We start from the raw sequence: 16,810 nt of genomic DNA, 5'->3' as shown, positions 1-16,810 counted from the left end.
TCGCCACCCGGACGGGCATATGGCACGGCATGAGCCGAGAACCCCTCCGGCCGCGCCGGGTCCCCGCCCGCCGGTCCGCAGCCGTTCCCCGTGCTCTGCGCAGCCGCTTCCGGGCGCACCGGCCCGCGCCGGTGTACTCCCTGAGCCACACCCCCCACCCGTACGCCCGCGCGTTCGCGCTGGCCGCCGTCACACTGCTCGGCGCCTGGCTGGGACTGCTCGCATTGGGCAGCGTGAAGGCGGACGTGGGACCGGTGGACACCCGGATGTCGCTGCGCCCCTCGCTGACCGGGGGCACCGAGATCAGCGTGCCGCCGCTCGGCGCGCTCGAACTGGACAGCCACCACGCCCCGCTCGCCCTGGACGTCGGCATCGACCAGCTCGACCCCGAGCGCGCCCAGGCCCTGATAGACCGCCCGGAGCGGATCAGCGGGCTGGAGGAGCAGATCACCGGCGATGTGCGGTCCGGCACACGGGACCTGGCGGTGAAGGCCTCCGTCGCGGTGGTCTCCGGCGCCACGGCGCTCGGCCTGGCCGTCTACCGGCGCCCGCGGCGCGCGCTCGCGGCGGGCGGTCTCGCGCTCGCGCTCCTGGCGGCCTCCGGCGCGAGCGCCTACGCGACGTGGAACCCGAAGTCGCTGCTGGAGCCGAAGTTCTCCGGGCTGCTGGCCAGCGCGCCGAGCGTGGTGGGCAACGCGCGCAGCATCGTCACCGACTTCGACGTCTACCAGCAGGAGCTGGCGCGTCTGGTCACCAACGTCACCAAGCTCTACGACGCCACGTCCACGCTCCCCGCCTACCAGCCGGACCCCAGCACCATCCGCGTGCTGCACGTCTCCGACATCCACCTCAACCCGGCCGCGTGGCACATCGTCAGGTCACTGGTCGAGCAGTACGACATCGCCGTGATCATCGACACGGGCGACACCATGGACCACGGCACCGCGGCCGAGAACGGCTTCCTGGACCCGGTCGAGGACCTCGGCGCGCCGTACGTGTGGGTGCGCGGCAACCACGACTCGCGCACCACCCAGGAGTACATCGAGAAGCTGGACAACACCCACGTCCTGGACGACGGGAAGCCGGTGACCGTGGGCGGTCTGCGGATCGCGGGCGTCGGCGATCCGCAGTTCACCCCGGACCGCTCGGTGGTCGCCAAGGGCGACGCGGCCGAGCGCGTCGCGGGCCGGAAACTGGCCGCCTCGCTGCGCAGGAGCGCGGCGGCGGGCAAGCCGGTGCACATCGCCGCCGCGCACAACCCGATCGCGGCCCAGCAGACGGACGGCGACGTGCCCCTGGTGCTGGCCGGCCACGTCCACCGCCGGGAGGCGCGGGTGATGGAGGAGGGCACCCGGCTGATGATCGAGGGCTCCACGGGCGGCGGCGGACTGCGGGCCGTGGAGGGCGACGAGCCGCAGAAGGTGATGGCCTCGGTGCTCTATCTGGACCAGGACACCAAACGGCTCCAGGCGTGGGACGAGATCACCCTGGGCGGTCTGGGCCTGACGACGGCCGAGGTCAGCCGCCGTCTGCCGGAGGACGTGGAGCCGGGCAGCTCCCCCTCCCCGTCCCCGTCTCCCTCCGGGTCTCCCTCCGGGTCTCCCTCCGAGTCCCCGTCCCGATCCCCGTCCGAGTCGCCGTCCCGGCAGCCCGCCGAGTAGCCCGCCCGGGCGTCGCCGGAAATCCGTTTTGGCGATCCGTCCCGCCATCCCATATGCTTCTCACGTCCCCGACGCGCTGAGAAGCGCCCAGGTGGGCCATCAGCCCTCATCGTCTAGTGGCCCAGGACGCCGCCCTTTCAAGGCGGTAGCACGGGTTCGAATCCCGTTGGGGGCACGCACAACCTGTGCGAGACTGGTGCTCGTACATAGCTTGGTCCTGTGGAGCAGTTTGGAGTGCTCGCCACCCTGTCAAGGTGGAGGCCGCGGGTTCAAATCCCGTCAGGACCGCTGCGGCTGGGTAGCTCAGTTGGTACGAGCGTCCGCCTGAAAAGCGGAAGGTCGCCGGTTCGACCCCGGCCCCAGCCACCGCAGGTGAAAGCCCCGCTCCGGGTCTCCGGAGCGGGGCTTTCACCGTTTCCGCGCCGGTCCGTACGCCGACGGGGTCGGCCCCGAGGTCAGTGCCTCAGTCCGAGGATCAACCGGACGGATTCCTCCACACGGCGCAGTTCGCCCGGGGCCAGAAGCCCGAGCTTTCTCCGCAGCCGCGGCTTGGCCACTGTGTGGAGGTCTGCGCAGTTCACGTAGGACTCGTCGTACTTCTTCAGGCCCGCGTCCGGTCCGATCGGAACGTGGGTGGTCTGCGGGCCGGATGTACCCGTGATGAGTGCGACCGTGACCGATGCAAGCGGTTCCGCGATCCGGTTGACGGTGAGGACGACCACCGGATGCGGTCCCACCGGCTGGGGCAGCGCACAAACCCATACCTCGCCGCGCAGCGCTGTACCAGGACTCACCACTGCGTCTCGTCCGCCGCCGCGAGTTCGGCGTCACTCGGCTCGGCAACGCCCTCGGGCAGCGGCGCGGCCTGCCCGCGGTAGAAGGCACGGATCTCCTCGGCCGCCCCCACCTCGGCCGCCTCCCTCGCGAGAAGCCTCAGCCCTTCACGAAGGGCGTCGGAGGTTGAGCCGAGGTGCAGCGTCCGCATGACCTCCTGGAGGGCCTCCATCTCATCACTACGGAGCCGGACCTGTGCCAGCTTGCTGGGCCCGAGCACAGGCGCCGTCTCGTTGAGTCCGGCGGTCCTTCCGGCCGGCCGTTTCCTGCGGGTCGATGCGGTACCCACTCCTCCTCCAGCCTGTCGTACAGATGTCATACAACCAGTGTGGGACCGCTGTCGACCTGCGTCAAGGAACTCGCCCCGGCCGGGCCTGGTCAGGACCCCCCTGCCCGGGAGCCGCCGTCCCGGCCGCCCGGATGGCGGTGGCGCAGGATCCAGAAGACGGCGCAGGAGACGACCGCCCAGCCGACCAGCACCAGATAGGGCTGTGCGTGCAGATAACCGGGGAAGTAGACGGCCGTGTGCTGGGCGTTGACGGAGGCGCCGGGCGGGAGCCAGCGGCCGATGGTGCCCAGCGGTGAGGGCAGCAGGGGCCAGGAGACCGCTCCCCCGGAGGAGGGGTTGCCGATGAGGACCATCAGGCCCCAGGTGGGGAGCATGGCCCAGCGGCCGATCAGGGCCTGGAACATGGTGAAGACCATGCCCGAGGTGAACATGGTCAGGGCGAGGATCATCCAGGAGTGGACGAAGGGGAAGTCGATCGCGTTCAGCAGCCAGTCCACGGCCGCCGCGATGGCGAAGGCGCCCAGCAGTGAGTAGGCGGCCGTGAAGGCGATCCGCTCGGCGGGGTTCAGGCCCCCGGCGTGGACGCTCATCTGGATGGCCCCGATGAAGCCGGTGACCACCGCCGCGAGGGTGACGTAGAACAGGGCCAGGCCGCGCGGGTCGCCCGGGTCCAGTGGTTTGGCGTCCCGCACCGTCACCCGCAGTCCGGCCTCCTCGCCCACCGATCGGGCGGCCTCGGTCAGCAGCTCGGCGACGGAGGCGCCCGAGGCGCTGGAGACCTCCAGCACCGGCCGCTCCCGGCCCGGGTCGCCGGGGATGCGCAGCACGGCGAAGACCTTCTGCGACTCCAGGGCCTCGTCGGCCGCCGCGGCGGTGGGGTACTCGCGCAGTTCCAGGGAGGAGCTCAGGTCCTCGCCGATCGCGGCGGCGAACGCCTGCGCGCGCTCCCGGTGGACGGAGGCGTCCCCGGTGGCGCCGACGACCGCGACGGGGATACGGCGCGGGGTGGGGTCGGCCATGGCGTAGGTGTACGAGCCGGCGAAGAGCCCGGCCGCGGCGGCGATGAGCAGCGACAGCACGGCGGCGGGCAGGAAGGGCGAGTCCTTGAAGCGCCGCCACCGCCCGGCGGTGCCCCCTCCCCGGCCGCCCTGTCCGGATTCCTCCCCGGCGCGGGCATCATGAGAGCCGTGCGCGGTGCGCGAGCCGTCGGGCTCCCCAGCGCCCTCGGGGTCGTCGGGGAGGGGGTGGCGCCGGGCGTTCATGCGCTCACCCTAGACAGTCGTTTCGCCCATAACACCGCAATCCTGTCACGAGGAGCGGTGAATTGATTCGCCCGGCACTCGGTGCGGGTGCGATCCTGGAGCCCGTATGTCCACTGTGTCTGATCCCAGCCTCCCCGCCGTCCTGGAGCGACTGCCCGAGCTGATGCTGCGCGACCAGCAGCGGCTCGGCCGCCGACTGGAGGGCATCCGCCGCATCCGCAAGCCGGAGGCGCGGCGCGCCGTGCTCGAGGAGATCGCCGCCGAGGTCGAGCGCGCCGAGCTGCGCGTGGCCGCACGGCGGGACGCCGTCCCCGCGATCGACTACCCCGAGCAGCTGCCCGTCAGCCAGAAGAAGGACGAGATCCTTCAGGCGATACGGGACAACCAGGTCGTGATCGTCGCGGGCGAGACCGGCTCCGGCAAGACCACCCAGATCCCCAAGATCTGCCTGGAGCTCGGGCGCGGGGTGAAGGGGCTGATCGGGCACACCCAGCCGCGCCGGATCGCGGCCCGCACGGTGGCCGAGCGCGTCGCCGAGGAGCTGCGCACGCCGCTGGGCGAGGCGGTGGGCTGGAAGGTCCGCTTCACCGACCAGGTGGGCGAGGACACCCTGGTCAAGCTGATGACGGACGGCATCCTGCTGGCCGAGATCCAGACCGACCGCGAGCTGCGCCGCTACGACACGATCATCATCGACGAGGCGCACGAGCGCAGCCTCAACATCGACTTCCTGCTGGGCTACCTCGCCCGGCTGCTGCCCCGCCGCCCGGACCTCAAGGTCGTCATCACCTCCGCGACGATCGACCCCGAGCGCTTCTCCCGCCACTTCGGCGACGCCCCGATCGTGGAGGTGTCCGGCCGTACGTATCCGGTGGAGGTCCGCTACCGGCCGCTGCTGGAGGAGGAGGGCGACAACCCCGACCGGGACCAGATCACCGCGATCTGCGACGCGGTCGACGAGCTCCAGGCCGAGGGGCCGGGCGACATCCTGGTCTTCCTCTCCGGCGAGCGGGAGATCCGCGACACCGCCGACGCGCTGAACAGGAAGAACCTGCGCCACGCGGCGAAGCCGCATATCGGGCACGAGACGGAGGTGCTGCCGCTGTACGCGCGGCTGTCGCACGCCGAGCAGCACCGGGTGTTCCAGAAGCACGGCGGCCGGCGGATCGTGCTGGCCACCAACGTCGCCGAGACCTCGCTGACCGTCCCCGGCATCAAGTACGTCATCGACACCGGCACCGCCCGCATCTCCCGCTACAGCCACCGCACCAAGGTCCAGCGGCTGCCGATCGAGCCGGTCTCGCAGGCCAGTGCCAACCAGCGCAAGGGCCGCTGCGGCCGCACCTCGGACGGCATCTGCGTCCGGCTGTACTCCGAGGAGGACTTCCTCTCCCGGCCGGAGTTCACCGACCCGGAGATCCTGCGCACCAACCTGGCCTCCGTCATCCTCCAGATGACCGCCGCGGGGCTGGGCGACATCGAGCGCTTCCCCTTCATCGACCCGCCGGACCACCGCAGCATCAAGGCCGGGGTGCAGCTGCTGGAGGAGCTGGGCGCGCTCGACCCGAAGCAGAAGGACCCTCGCAAGCGCCTGACGGAGACGGGCCGGAAGCTGGCGCAGTTCCCCGTCGACCCGCGGCTGGCGCGGATGGTGCTGGAGGCCGACCGCAACGGCTGCGTCCGCGAGGTCATGGTGATCGCCGCGGCGCTGTCCATCCAGGACCCGCGCGAGCGTCCCGCCGACAAGCAGCAGCAGGCCGACCAGCAGCACGCCCGGTTCCGCGACGAGAACAGCGACTTCCTCGCCCTGCTCAACCTGTGGCGCTACGTGCGCGAGCGGCAGAAAGAGCTGTCCTCCTCGGCCTTCCGCCGGATGTGCCGGTCCGAGTTCCTCAACTACCTGCGCATACGCGAGTGGCAGGACATCTACGTCCAGCTCCGCCAGGTCGCCAAGTCCATGGGCGTCCACATGAACGACCAGGACGCGGACGCCGACCGCGTCCACCAGTCGCTGCTGGCGGGCCTGCTTTCGCACATCGGCCTCAAGGAGGTCAAGGAGAGCGGGAAGAGCTCCCCGGGCGAGGGCGGGCGGGAGAGCGCCAAGGGCAACGAGTACCTGGGCGCGCGCAGCGCGAAGTTCGCCGTCTTCCCCGGCTCCGCGCTGTTCAGGAAGCCGCCGCGCTGGATCATGTCGGCCGAGCTGGTGGAGACCTCGCGGCTGTGGGCGCGGGTCAACGCGAAGATCGACCCGGACTGGATCGAGCCGCTCGCCGGTCATCTGGTCAAGCGCACCTACAGCGAGCCGCACTGGGAGCAGAAGCAAGCGGCGGTGATGGCCTACGAGAAGGTGACGCTGTACGGCGTGCCCGTCGTGGCCCAGCGCAAGGTGAACTACGGGCGCATCGACCCGGAGACCTGCCGCGAGCTGTTCATCCGCAACGCCCTGGTGGAGGGCGACTGGCGCACCCACCACCAGTTCTTCCACGACAACCGCAGGCTGCTGGGCGAGGTGGAGGAGCTGGAACACCGGGCCCGCCGCCGCGACATCCTCGTCGACGACGAGACGCTGTTCGACTTCTACGACCGGCGCGTCCCCGAACACGTCGTCTCCGGCGCGCACTTCGACTCCTGGTGGAAGCGCAAACGCCAGGAGGAGCCGGACCTGCTCAACTTCGAGAAGTCCATGCTCATCAACGAGCGGGCCGGGCAGGTCACCAAGGACGACTACCCCGACTCCTGGCGCCAGGGCAGGCTGAGGTTCCGGGTGACGTACCAGTTCGAGCCGGGCGCGGACGCCGACGGCGTCACCGTCCACATCCCCCTCCAGGTGCTCAACCAGGTCTCCTCCGAAGGCTTCGACTGGCAGATCCCCGGGCTGCGCGCGGATCTGGTCACCGAGCTGATCCGCTCGCTGCCCAAACCGATCCGCCGCAACTACGTGCCCGCCCCCGACTTCGCCCGGCGCTTCCTGGACACCGTCGCCGGAGGGGACGGCGACATCCCCCGGGAGACGCTGGACGAGCCGCTGACGGCCGTGCTGGCGCGGGGGCTGACGCGGATGACGGGAGTGCGGGTGGCCCCGGAGGACTTCGACCCGTCCAGGGTCCCCGACCATCTGAAGATCACCTTCCGGGTGGTGGACGAGCGGCGCCGCAAGGTCTCCGGCGACGCCGAGAGCAAGGACCTGGAGGAGCTGAGGGACGCCCTGCGCCCGCGCACCCGGGCCGCGCTGTCCAAGGCGTTCGACTCCGCCCGGGACAAGGGCGGCGACGGCGCCGGCGGCGGTCTGGAGCAGCGCACCGGGCTGACCTCCTGGACCATCGGCGCCCTGCCGCGCACCTTCGAGACGCGGCGGGCCGGCCAGCCGGTCAGGGCGTACCCGGCGCTGGTGGACGACGGCGCGTCGGTGTCGGTGAAGCTCTTCGACACCGAGGACGAGCAGGGCGAGGCGATGTGGCGCGGCACGCGCCGGCTCGTCCTGCTCAACCTCCCGTCCAATCCGGCCAAGTTCGCCCAGTCCAAACTCACCAACCAGGACCGGCTCTCCCTCGCCGCCTCCCCGCACGGCAGCGTCCAGGCGCTGTTCGACGACTGCGTGACGGCCGCCGCGGACCGGTTGATCGCGGCGCACGGCGGCCCGGCCTGGAACGAGGAGGACTTCCGCAAGCTCTTCGACGCCGTGCGCGCCGACATCACCGACGCGACGGTGGCGACGGTGCGGCAGGTGCGCGAGGTCCTCGCCGCCTGGCAGTCGTGCGAGCGCCGGATGAAGTCGCCCCCGCTGTCGGTCAGCCCGACGCTGGCGCCGAACCTCGCGGATGTGCGGCAGCAGCTCACGGAGCTGGTCGGACCGGGCTTCGTGACCGCCCACGGCGCCCGGCGCCTGCCGGACCTGCTGCGCTATCTGATGGCCGTGGACCGCCGTCTCCAGCAGCTCCCGACCAATGCCGACCGGGACCGCGCCCGGATGGCGAAGGTGAGGGAGATGCGGGACGAGTACGAGTGGCTGCTGGAGCAGTTCCCGAAGGGGCGGCCGGTGCCGCGGGAGGCACGGGAGATCCGCTGGATGATCGAGGAACTGCGGGTCAGCTACTTCGCGCACGCCCTGGGGACGGCCTACCCGGTCTCGGACAAGCGCATCGTGAAGGCGGTGGACGCGGCGGCGCCGTAGCGGGACCGGCACAGGGGCCGGACCGGCACAGGGACCGACCGGTCGCGAGCCGGTGGCGGGCCGGTAGCCGGGCCGGGACTGAGAGTGAGTTCGCTTTGTGTCCCTGAGCTGCTGTAGAGTCCTTCTCGCAGCTCGGGCAGCGCCCGGCGCTGCGGCCTCCAGGTCCTGTGGAGCAGTTTGGAGTGCTCGCCACCCTGTCAAGGTGGAGGCCGCGGGTTCAAATCCCGTCAGGACCGCATCGAGTGGCCCGGATCCCCCGTGGATCCGGGCCACTGGCCGTTTTACGCGCCCTTGGGCATCCCCGGCGCACGGGCCGTCTTGACGGCTCCTCAGGCCGCGGGTACATCCCTGCTACAGGGAGGTGGGCGCGATGCCGACGACTCCGAGGTATCCGCGGCACGAGACACGGGCCCTGCTGCGGGCCCATCTGTCCGCCGCGACGCGTTACGGCCACGCCACCCGGCACTGCCCGGTCTGCCACCGGTTGCAGCGGCTGGCGATGGAGCCCGCGGGCGAGCGTCCCGGCGGATCGCCCCCGGCCGCCTCCTCCGTCCCGTGCCCGGAGCCGCCCGTACGGCCTGTGCGGTCCGCACACCCCGGGGAGGACCCCGAGCCGCCCGCCGCGCCCGTGGAGGGCCCACCGGGCCCCGGCGGGCCCTGAGCCGGGCCTGACGGCCCCTTCGCCCGCGAGGCCGCTCGTGCGCCGCCGGGTGGCGGCCGGCGGTGGGGGCGACATCCGACCGGAGGTCCGATTACGGGGCGTCGTACGCTTATTTCCCATTACCGTACGGTAGTTGGGGCGTGCAAGACCCGTGCTGTGTGACGGGAGTCACCGAATCGGTTGATCAGAGAGAGGAATTTAACCCCTTCCTACATCGGGTAAATTTAATATGTGCCATTGCACTGCACCCGAGCGCCCCTCCCGGTGCCTCTGCGCGCCCCCCGCAGGGGGCCCTGCGAGGACTCCGAACAGCCCTCGGGCACACCTCCCGACACCTCCGGCCGGCGCGGTGAACCGGGCACACAACAGGCCGGGTTGGCCGCACGCGAAGGCCCCCCGGCCGGAACCCGGGGGGCCTTCGCACGCACCACGGCGCACGGGCGCGAGGGAGTACGCAAGATCGCGCTGGACCCGGCGGAGCCCAGCGCGATCGACGTTCAGGCCGCGTGGGGGACACCGGCCGGAAAGGTTGTGCCGAGTCGGGCGGCGAAGCGGGATGGGGGCCCCGTCACGCCCGAATCATGGGGTTGTTCAGCCCTCGCTGCGCTGCTGCGGGATGCCCGCGAGCAGGGCGCGCACCTCCGCCTCGCGGTAGCGGCGATGCCCTCCGAGCGTGCGGATGGACGTGAGCTTGCCTGCCTTGGCCCAGCGCGTGACCGTCTTCGGGTCCACACGGAACATGGTGGCAACCTCAGCCGGGGTCAGCAGCGGCTCGGCATCAGGGGTGCGAGCGGTCATGAGCGGCCTCCTCGGGAGAACCGAACCATCACGGTTCTTTCCTCTAAATTCTGCACCTTGACCCGCGTTGCCCGAAATGGCGGACGCGGGCCGAGTCGGTTATAGGACGAACGGCTTGTCCTCGGCACTACAACTACACCATCTGTCCAGCCACGTCGGCCAAACCGATGGAATTGCCCTCTCAGGTGTCCAACCTCGACGGAAGCCGATGGACCGTGTCATAACGGACGGTCACACCATCGTGACGATCGGTTACAACGTGAGCGGACCCCTCCAGTCCCCCTGGAAGGGATCGCAATACCGATGGATCCGACCTTAGTTGGACGGATGAAGCCCCCTCCGGACTCCTTGTCCTATTTTGGCATGAGAGATGCCCTTCGAGGCAAGACCCCGGTAAGTGCGGTCGGTCACCTTGGGGCGCCCCCGACCCGAAGGTCCGGAACGGATCGGAAGGATCCGGTTCACGGCGCACAGGGCGTCCGCCGGAGCCCCCGGCCCCGCCGTCCCGCCCACGCGGAACGCCTCAGCTGGCCATCCCGCGGTGCCGTACCGTCCGCCATCGCTCGGTCAGCCGCTCGTAGACGGCGCTCGCGCGCTCGCCGTCGCCCTCCCGCAGCGCCGCCAGCCCCTCCGCGGTGTCGGCCGCGGAGTGGTCGGAGGCGAGCTGTTCCTCCGGGATGGTATACACCAGTCCGCCGTAGTCCAGCTCGACCATCGAACGCGGATGGAACTCCTCCAGCCAGCGCCCCACGTCCACCAGCCCGTCGATCAGCGGGCTGTCCTCCAGCTCCTCGCGCAGCACCTTCAGCGCACGCGCCACCCGCCGCCGCGCCTGCACCATCGGGGTGCGGTAGCGCAGGACGACCCCCTCCCCCGCGCCGCCGGCGCCGTCTTCCGCCGCCTTGCCGTACTCGCGCTCCTCGTCCGCGAAGAGCACGAACCAGCGCACCGGGACGTGCCAGGTGGCCGAGCGGATCCACGGCCGGGCGTCCGGGTTCCGCTCCCGCCAGCGGTCGTAGTCCGCCGCCGCCTCGCGCCGCACCACCGGCGGCACCGCCGCATCCAGCACCGGCGCCGGCAGCTCGTCGCCGAGCCCGGCCAGCGCCTGCCAGCCCCGCAGCCTGGTCCGCCAGGGGCAGACGCACAGCACCCCGTCCACCTCGGCCACGAAGGCGTCCGCGCTCTCGCGCACCGGCACCACCACGGGCGGCACCGGCAGCAGGTCGGCCAGCGACCGGCGCAGTTCGTCCTGCGCCCCGGGCAGGACGCCGCTGCGGGCGTAGCGGGCCCAGTGGGAGCGCTCCGGCTCCGGGAAGGCGGCCAGCGGCTCGTAGACCCGCAGGTAGGACGCGTACGGGACGGCCACCGGAGTAGTGAGGGCCAAGGGTTTCTTCCTCCCGGAGCAGCGGGCCGAGGGGGCGGACAACGGCAGTTCAATACCCTGATCGTGGCACCGCAACTGCACACCCGTACTCCTGGGGGCCCTCAGGCCGTACCCTCATGCCAACCGGCCCGCCCCGCATCCCGCCGCCACAAGCGGGAGGATGCTGGAAGGGCGCCCTTCCGCGACATACAGGAGTCACCACCGTGACTGACGTACGTCCCGCCGTCGGTGTCGGCGGACACCGAGACGGCTCAGAGAACACAGCGAGCGCCGTGAGCGCGCAGCGCGAAACCGGTTCGGTCCTGCACACCCTGTTCCACTCCGAGCAGGGCGGCCATGAGCAGGTCGTCCTCTGCCAGGACCGGGCCACCGGGCTGAAGGCGGTCATCGCCATCCACTCCACCGCCCTGGGCCCGGCCCTGGGCGGCACCCGCTTCCACGCGTACGCCTCCGAGGAGAACCCGGAGGAGGCCGCCGTGAAGGACGCCCTCAACCTCGCCCGCGGCATGTCGTACAAGAACGCGCTCGCCGGGCTGGACCACGGCGGCGGCAAGGCCGTGATCATCGGCGACCCCGGGCAGCACAAGACCGAGGCCCTGCTGGAGGCCTACGGCCGCTTCGTCGACTCCCTCGGCGGCCGCTACGTCACCGCCTGCGACGTCGGCACCTACGTCCAGGACATGGACGTGGTCTCGCGCGCCTCCCGCTGGGTGACCGGCCGCTCCCCCGAGAACGGCGGCGCCGGCGACTCCTCCGTGCTCACCGCCTTCGGCGTCTACCAGGGCATGCGCGCCAGCGCCAGGCACCTGTGGGGCGACGCCTCGCTGCGCGGGCGGAAGGTCGGCGTCGCGGGCATCGGCAAGGTCGGCCGCCACCTGGTGGGCCACCTGCTCGAGGAGGGCGCCGAGGTCCTGGTCACGGACGTGCGCCCCGAGGCGGTCGAGCAGATCACGGCCGCGCACCCGGAGGTGGTGGCGGTCGCCGACACCGACGCGCTGATCCGCACCGAGGGCCTGGACGTGTACGCGCCCTGCGCGCTCGGCGGCGCCCTGAACGACGAGACCGTCCCCGTGCTGACCGCGAAGGTGGTCTGCGGCGCGGCCAACAACCAGCTCGCCCACCCGGGCGTCGAGAAGGACCTCGCCGACCGGGGCGTCCTCTACGCGCCCGACTACGTGGTGAACTCCGGCGGCGTGATCCAGGTCGCGGACGAGCTCCACGGCTTCGACTTCGCACGCGCGAAGGCGAAGGCCGAGAAGATCCACGACACCACTCTGGCGATCTTCGAGCGCGCCGCGGCGGACGGCGTGCCGCCGGCGGTGGCGGCCGACCGCATCGCCGAGCAGCGGATGGCCGAGGCCCGCAAGGCCGGCGCCGCGAGCTGACCCGGCGGTTCCGGCCCGGCGGCTCCGGCCCGCCGGGCCGACCCGGCACCACTGACCCAACGTCCACCAGGGCATTACCGACAGTGACGAACGGTGGGGGAGACATCCCTCACCACCCCTGGGCGGGTGACCGGGCGGACAGAAGGTAAAATCGCCACTGACCAGCGGAGAAATGGTCACCAGGCAGGGCGGGCACCGGCCGTGTCGTGCGGGCGGCGTACCGTACGGCCACGGAAGCAGGTACCGTTGAAGCTCCACGGACGGTCCCTCGATCGAATCGAGGGTCCGCTCCGCATCGTGAACGCGTGTCAAGACTCTGGGGCCGTTGAGCCCCGTCGTTGAGGGGGTCGAGCCATGGGGCGCGGCCGGGCCAAGGCCAAGCAGACGAAGGTCGCCCGCCAGCTGAAGTACAACAGCGGTGGGACTGATCTCGCACGCCTGGCCGAGGAGCTGGGCGCATCGACATCGAGTCAGCCGCCGAACGGCGAGCGGTTCGAGGACGATGAGCTGGACGACCCGTACGCACGGTACGCGGATCTGTACAACGACGATGACGAGGACGCGGAGGGCGACGACCATCCGGTCGACTCCCGCGGGTCCTCCTCACCGTCGAACCACCGACGCCGCGCCTGAGGACGTCGTCGTCCACTGAACAGAGCGGTCTCATACCGATAGCGGTCATCACCCGGTCCGGCCACCGCCGGACCGGGTTTTGATCCTGTCCGCTCCAGCCGCTCAGACCGCGTAGTCCCCGGTGAGGGCGACTGCCTCGCCGCGGTCGCCGCGTTCGGCGACCTCGCCGGCGACCCAGGCGTCCACACCGCGCTCACGCAGCAGGGAAAGCGTCGCGCCGACCGACTCCTGCGGGACGACGGCGACCATGCCGACGCCCATGTTGAGGGTCTTCTCCAGCTCCGCGCGCTCGACCCCGCCCAGCTCGCCGACCGTCCGGAAGACCGGCGCCGGGCTCCAGGTGGAGCGGTCCACGGTGGCGTGCAGCCCGTCGGGCACGACACGCGCGAGGTTGCCGGCCAGTCCGCCTCCGGTGATGTGCGAGAAGGCGTGCACCTCGGTGGCCCTCGTCAGCGCCAGGCAGTCCAGCGAGTAGATCTTGGTGGGCTCCAGCAGCTCCTCGCCCAGCGTGCGGCCGAAGTCCTCGACATGGCGGTCCAGCGACCAGCCGGCGCGGTCGAAGAACACGTGCCGCACCAGCGAGTACCCGTTGGAGTGAAGACCGGAGGCACCCATCGCGACGACCGCGTCGCCCGGGCGGATGCGGTCCGCGCCCAGGATCTCGTCGGCCTCCACGACGCCCGTGCCCGCGCCCGCCACGTCGTACTCCTCCGGGCCCATCAGCCCGGGGTGCTCGGCCGTCTCGCCGCCGACCAGTGCGCAGCCCGCCAGCACGCAGCCCTCGGCGATGCCCTTGACGATGGAGGCGACCCGCTCGGGGACGACCTTGCCCACGCTGATGTAGTCGGTCATGAACAGCGGCTCGGCGCCGCAGACCACCAGGTCGTCCACGACCATCGCCACCAGATCGTGGCCGATGGTGTCGTGCACGCCCATCCGCTGCGCGACGGCGACCTTGGTGCCCACGCCGTCGGTGGCCGAGGCCAGCAGCGGTCGCCGGTAGCCCTTCAGCGCGGACGCGTCGAACAGGCCCGCGAAGCCGCCGAGCGCACCGATGCTCTCGGGCCGGCGGGCCTTGCCCACCCACTCCTTCATCAGCGTGACGGCGCGGTCGCCCGCCTCGATGTCCACTCCGGCGGCGGCGTAGCTCGCGCCCTGGCCGGCCGGGGTCGGGTTGGTGGAGGTCATGGTCTTCCTCTGGGACGGACGGTGGCCCGGTGGCTCACCGGACGGTCGGCGGCTGTCGGCTCGCCGGGCGGCCGCCGGCGAGCCGGCGGGGTCAGGGCCTGCGCAGCGCGTCGGCCGCGCCGGGGCCCGCGAGCATGCTCCGCACCCCGTCGGGGTCGGTGCCGGCGGTCCCGGCGGTCTCGGACTCCAGCAGGTGCTTGCCCAGCAGCCCGGGGTCCGGCAGCTCCATCGGGTACTCGCCGTCGAAGCAGGCCCGGCACAGGTTCGGCTTGGCGATGGTGGTCGCCCCGACCATGCCCTCCAGCGAGATGTACGCCAGGGAGTCGGCCCCCAGCGAGGTGCCGATCTCCTCGACCGACAGGCCGTTGGCGATCAGCTCGGCGCGGGTGGCGAAGTCGATGCCGAAGAAGCACGGCCACTTGATGGGCGGCGAGCTGATCCGCACGTGCACCTCGGCCGCGCCCGCCTCGCGCAGCATCCGCACCAGGGCGCGCTGGGTGTTGCCGCGGACGATCGAGTCGTCGACGACCACCAGGCGCTTGCCGCGGATGACCTCCTTGAGGGGGTTGAGCTTGAGGCGGATGCCGAGCTGGCGGATGGTCTGCGAGGGCTGGATGAACGTCCGGCCCACGTAGGAGTTCTTGACCAGGCCGCTGCCGTACGGGATGCCGCTGGCCTCGGCGTAGCCGACCGCGGCCGGGGTGCCGGACTCCGGGGTCGCTATGACCAGATCGGCCTCGGCCGGGGCCTCGGCGGCCAGCCGGCGGCCCATCTCCACGCGGGAGAGGTAGACGTTGCGGCCCGCGATGTCGGTGTCGGGGCGCGCGAGGTAGACGTACTCGAAGACACAGCCCTTCGGCTTCGCGTCCGCGAAGCGCTGGGTGCGCAGTCCGTCCTCGTCGATGGCGACCATCTCGCCGGGCTCGATCTCCCGGATGAAGGACGCGCCGACGATGTCCAGGGCCGCGGTCTCGGAGGCCACCACCCAGCCGCGCTCCAGCCGGCCGAGCACCAGCGGGCGTATGCCCTGCGGGTCACGGGCGGCGTAGAGGGTGTGCTCGTCCATGAAGACCAGGCTGAACGCGCCCTTGACCTTCGGCAGGACCGCGGGGGCGGCCTGCTCGACGGTGAGCGGCTTGCCGTCCTCGTCCACCTGGCCCGCCAGCAGGGCGGTGACCAGATCGGTGTCGTTGGTGGCGGCGACCTGGGTGGCCCGGCCGCCCGTGCTGGGCAGCGCGGCGACCAGCTCGGCCAGCTCGGCGGTGTTGACCAGATTGCCGTTGTGGCCCAGCGCGATCGAACCCTGGGCGGTGGCCCGGAAGGTGGGCTGGGCGTTCTCCCACACCGATGCGCCGGTGGTGGAGTAGCGCGCGTGGCCGACCGCGATGTGGCCCTTCAGGGAGCCGAGGGAGGTTTCGTCGAAGACCTGGGAGACCAGGCCCATGTCCTTGAAGACGAGGATCTGGGAGCCGTTGCTCACCGCGATGCCCGCGGACTCCTGTCCCCGGTGCTGCAGCGCGTACAGCCCGAAATAGGTGAGCTTGGCGACCTCTTCCCCCGGGGCCCAGACTCCGAAGACGCCGCAGGCGTCCTGGGGGCCCTTCTCTCCGGGGAGCAGGTCGTGGTTGAGTCGTCCGTCACCACGTGGCACATCACCGAGTCTAGGACAGGTCCCGCGGTGCTCAGCACCCGGGACCGCGGCTCGTCCGGGGCCCCAGCGCTCTCTTACCGCAGGTCATCACTCCAGTACGGGGAGGTGATCGCGCAGATCCGCACGCTCGCCGCTCGCTGTGAGATGCGCCGCATCCAGCTCCTTGAGCCACTCGGTGCGCCCGGTCGCCAGCCGGATCCAGGTCAGTGGATCGGTCTCCACCACGTTCGGCGGGGTGCCGCGGGTGTGCCGCGGCCCCGCCACGCACTGGACGACCGCGAAGGGCGGGATCCGCACCTCCACCGAGGCGCCGGGCGCCTTGGCGGCCAGCGCGTCCGCCAGCAGCCGCACGGTCGTCGCCAGGGCCTGGCGGACCGGCGGGACGCGTACGCCGGTGGCCCGGGTGAGGTCGTCGCTGTGCACCACCAGCTCCAGCAGGCGGGTCACGGTGAAGTCCAGCGCCCGCATCGCGCCGAAGGGGTGCGGCAGCAGCACGTCCGCGCGCACGGCCTGCTCCAGCACCGGCTCCAGCTCCTCGACGGCCTCGTCCACCGCGCGGGCCGCGTCCTCGTACGCCCGCGCGTGCCTGCGGGTCGCCTCGTCCAGCTCGTGGGCGGCGCCGGCCACGGACACCGCCCAGGCGTTCAGGTCCGTCTGCGGCGCGGCGGCCCGGGGCGGGGGCTCGGCCAGCAGCCGGGGCACCGCCTCGATCTGCCCGGCGATGTGGACCACCAGATGGCGCACGTCCCAGCCGGGCAGCCCGGAGGGCCGGGCCAGCTGGTCGGGGGTGAGGGCGTGCACGGCGTTGCGCACGGCCTCCACCTGCCCGATGAGCCCGGCCCGCACCAGGGCCGGGTCGTACGTCCTGGGCTTGCGCTTCACCGGAGGCATGG

The 16,810-nt window shown here is 71.6% G+C and carries 13 protein-coding genes and 4 tRNA genes; 9 read left to right on the top strand and 8 right to left on the bottom strand.

The window, feature by feature from the left end; all coding sequences use genetic code 11:
* Positions 1-29: 29 nt before the first annotated feature.
* The 4 genes from ACW69E_RS20030 to ACW69E_RS20015 all read left to right on the top strand — a co-directional run bounded on the left by ACW69E_RS20030 (position 30) and on the right by ACW69E_RS20015 (position 2,027).
* The gene (locus ACW69E_RS20030) at positions 30-1,661 is read left to right on the top strand and encodes a metallophosphoesterase family protein (protein ID WP_457499644.1); all 1,632 of its coding nucleotides are present in this window, start codon (positions 30-32) and stop codon (positions 1,659-1,661) included.
* Between the two features lie 102 nt (positions 1,662-1,763).
* Positions 1,764-1,836, top strand: a tRNA-Glu gene (locus ACW69E_RS20025).
* A 38-nt stretch (positions 1,837-1,874) separates the two neighbouring features.
* Positions 1,875-1,949: transfer RNA gene (locus ACW69E_RS20020), tRNA-Asp, on the top strand.
* Between the two features lie 4 nt (positions 1,950-1,953).
* Positions 1,954-2,027: transfer RNA gene (locus ACW69E_RS20015), tRNA-Phe, on the top strand.
* Positions 2,028-2,116: 89 nt separating this feature from the next.
* Here ACW69E_RS20015 and ACW69E_RS20010 read toward each other — a convergent pair.
* From ACW69E_RS20010 to ACW69E_RS20000, 3 genes are all read right to left on the bottom strand, one after another.
* Positions 2,117-2,455, bottom strand: a complete 339-nt coding sequence (locus tag ACW69E_RS20010; RefSeq protein ID WP_457499643.1) for a type II toxin-antitoxin system PemK/MazF family toxin — start codon at positions 2,453-2,455, stop codon at positions 2,117-2,119.
* Positions 2,452-2,715 (bottom strand): hypothetical protein, encoded by a 264-nt coding sequence (locus tag ACW69E_RS20005; protein ID WP_457499642.1) that lies wholly within the window; start codon positions 2,713-2,715, stop codon positions 2,452-2,454. The genes ACW69E_RS20010 and ACW69E_RS20005 overlap by 4 nt, the downstream gene beginning before the upstream one ends.
* Before the next feature lie 158 nt (positions 2,716-2,873).
* Entirely contained in the window at positions 2,874-4,046 is a 1,173-nt protein-coding gene (locus tag ACW69E_RS20000) for an ABC transporter permease (RefSeq protein WP_457499641.1), read from the bottom strand.
* 106 nt (positions 4,047-4,152) lie between these two features.
* On the opposite strand from ACW69E_RS20000, the gene hrpA reads away from it, so the two are divergent.
* From hrpA to ACW69E_RS19985, 3 genes are all read left to right on the top strand, one after another.
* Entirely contained in the window at positions 4,153-8,217 is a 4,065-nt protein-coding gene (gene hrpA / locus ACW69E_RS19995; protein ID WP_457499640.1) for an ATP-dependent RNA helicase HrpA, read from the top strand.
* A 161-nt stretch (positions 8,218-8,378) separates the two neighbouring features.
* Positions 8,379-8,453, top strand: a tRNA-Asp gene (locus ACW69E_RS19990).
* Positions 8,454-8,587: 134 nt separating this feature from the next.
* A complete protein-coding gene (locus tag ACW69E_RS19985) occupies positions 8,588-8,878 on the top strand; it encodes a DUF6274 family protein (protein WP_457499639.1) in 291 nt (96 codons plus the stop codon).
* 591 nt (positions 8,879-9,469) lie between these two features.
* Here ACW69E_RS19985 and bldC read toward each other — a convergent pair.
* Complete coding sequence (gene bldC / locus ACW69E_RS19980) at positions 9,470-9,676, bottom strand: developmental transcriptional regulator BldC (RefSeq protein ID WP_020869672.1); 207 nt, start codon at positions 9,674-9,676, stop codon at positions 9,470-9,472.
* Between the two features lie 523 nt (positions 9,677-10,199).
* Complete coding sequence (locus tag ACW69E_RS19975) at positions 10,200-11,060, bottom strand: hypothetical protein (RefSeq protein WP_457499638.1); 861 nt, start codon at positions 11,058-11,060, stop codon at positions 10,200-10,202.
* 272 nt (positions 11,061-11,332) lie between these two features.
* Between ACW69E_RS19975 and ACW69E_RS19970 the strand changes: the two genes are divergently transcribed.
* Together ACW69E_RS19970 and ACW69E_RS19965 are read left to right on the top strand one after the other, a co-directional pair.
* Positions 11,333-12,445 (top strand): Leu/Phe/Val dehydrogenase, encoded by a 1,113-nt coding sequence (locus ACW69E_RS19970; protein ID WP_457499637.1) that lies wholly within the window; start codon positions 11,333-11,335, stop codon positions 12,443-12,445.
* Between the two features lie 354 nt (positions 12,446-12,799).
* Positions 12,800-13,078, top strand: coding sequence for a DUF3073 domain-containing protein (locus tag ACW69E_RS19965; protein ID WP_206350398.1), 279 nt, complete (start codon positions 12,800-12,802; stop codon positions 13,076-13,078).
* Between the two features lie 102 nt (positions 13,079-13,180).
* Here ACW69E_RS19965 and purM read toward each other — a convergent pair whose 3' ends face one another.
* From purM to ACW69E_RS19950, 3 genes are all read right to left on the bottom strand, one after another.
* Positions 13,181-14,266 carry a phosphoribosylformylglycinamidine cyclo-ligase gene (gene purM / locus ACW69E_RS19960; protein WP_457499636.1) on the bottom strand — a complete coding sequence of 362 codons (1,086 nt, stop codon included), beginning with the start codon at positions 14,264-14,266 and terminating at the stop codon, positions 13,181-13,183.
* 91 nt (positions 14,267-14,357) lie between these two features.
* Positions 14,358-15,917 carry an amidophosphoribosyltransferase gene (gene purF / locus ACW69E_RS19955; RefSeq protein ID WP_457499635.1) on the bottom strand — a complete coding sequence of 520 codons (1,560 nt, stop codon included), beginning with the start codon at positions 15,915-15,917 and terminating at the stop codon, positions 14,358-14,360.
* 87 nt (positions 15,918-16,004) lie between these two features.
* On the bottom strand, positions 16,005-16,808 hold the full coding sequence (locus tag ACW69E_RS19950) for a sterol carrier family protein (RefSeq protein ID WP_457499634.1): 804 nt from the start codon (positions 16,806-16,808) through the stop codon (positions 16,005-16,007).
* Positions 16,809-16,810: the final 2 nt, after the last annotated feature.

This window comes from Streptomyces sp. SS8 (assembly GCF_054072955.1).
This window is presented reverse-complemented; position numbering and strand designations above follow the sequence as displayed.